Source organism: Micromonospora sp. ABR4_055, from assembly GCF_056160425.1.
Genome location: NZ_JBSWXD010000318.1, coordinates 1 through 1,321 on the forward strand (window position 1 = coordinate 1; position 1,321 = coordinate 1,321).

Consider the following 1,321-nt stretch of genomic DNA (forward strand, 5'->3'; position numbering starts at 1 on the left):
AGCTTTTCGCCCAGGACTGGAACAGCGTATAGTAGACACATATACAAAGTGCCGGACCCTGTTTGCGGGTTCGGGCCCTTCGACGTATGCCCAGGCGAGGTCAGCCGGCCGCAGCCGCCGTCCGGTACCGGGCGGCGAGGTCGGTAGCGCCGACGGTGGTGAGCCGGCCGAAGAGCCGCAGCCGGGCCATCCCGCCGTCGGGATGGATGTCCAGCCGGACGTGGCTGACCGGGCGGGGCCGGTCCAGCCGGAAACGGTGCCGGGTGTCCGGTTGCAACGGGGTCAACGGCAGCAGCTCCGGCCAGTCGGTGGAGTCAACGCCGGAGCCGCCGTCGAGGGCCGGATCGGTGCCGGTGAGGTCGGTGCCGATCAGCCGGGCCGCCGCCGGGGCGTTGCCCTTGAAGTGGCTGGTGTCCAGCTCGACGAACTCGACGACGCCGACGGCACAGAGCCGGACCTGGACCCAGTCGTTGCCGTCGTCGCGGCGGCGGGCGGTCTCCCAGCCCTCGCCCATCGTGCGGGCCGGCCCGGGTAGCAGCAGCTGCTGCGGGGATCCGTAGAACCGGTCGCTGCATGCCTCGACCCGGCCACCGTGCTCGACCGCGGCAAGGTCGAGCACCTCGGTCAGCAGATCCGGGTCGGGCACCGGTTCGCCGTACACCCGCAGCCGGGCGACCCCGCCGTCGGGAAAGATCGTCAACCGTACGTGGGTCTGCCGTGCCGGCAGGTCGACCGGGACGATCAGCTGGCTGTCCCCGGCCAGCGCGGTGCGCGGCACCAGTGGGGTCCACCGCGCCGCGGCGAGTTCCTGCGGGCCGGGATAGCCGTCGAGTGAGCAACCGTCCACCGCCGCGTACGGCGGGTAGTTGCCGGTGAAGTGCGCGGTGTCGATCAGCACGGCCCGGACCACGCCCGGGGCACCGAGCCGGACGACGGCGTGGTCCGCGCCGGGCTGGCGGCGGCGGCGGGTCTCCCAACCGTCGTACACCTGGCCCTTCGCCCCGAAGGTGCCGGCGGCGAAGACCGGCGGGTGCGGGTCGACCAGGTTGTCGGCGGCGGCGAAGAACTCGTCGTTGGCGGCGACCACTCCCCCGCCGAGGGCACGGGACGCCAGGTCGGGCAGTCGGGTCGGGTCGGGCAGTCGGGTCGGGTCGGGCCCGTCCGGCGGACCGGGCGGTGGCGTGGATGCGTGGCTACCGGTCAACGGTCCCCTCTCGCGACAATAGGCGGCCGGGGGGGGGGGGGGGGGGGGGGGGGGGGGGGGGGGGGGGGGGGGGGGGGGGGGGGGGGGGGGGGGGGGGGGGGGGGGGGGGGGGGGGGG

The 1,321-nt window shown here is 74.9% G+C and carries 1 protein-coding gene; it reads right to left on the reverse strand.

The genetic code is table 11. The features are described 5' to 3' along the window. Nucleotides 1–100: 100 nt before the first annotated feature. The gene (gene alc, locus ACXAHD_RS32130) at nt 101–1,204 is read right to left on the reverse strand and encodes an allantoicase (protein WP_289212918.1); all 1,104 of its coding nucleotides are present in this window, start codon (nt 1,202–1,204) and stop codon (nt 101–103) included. Nucleotides 1,205–1,321: the final 117 nt, after the last annotated feature.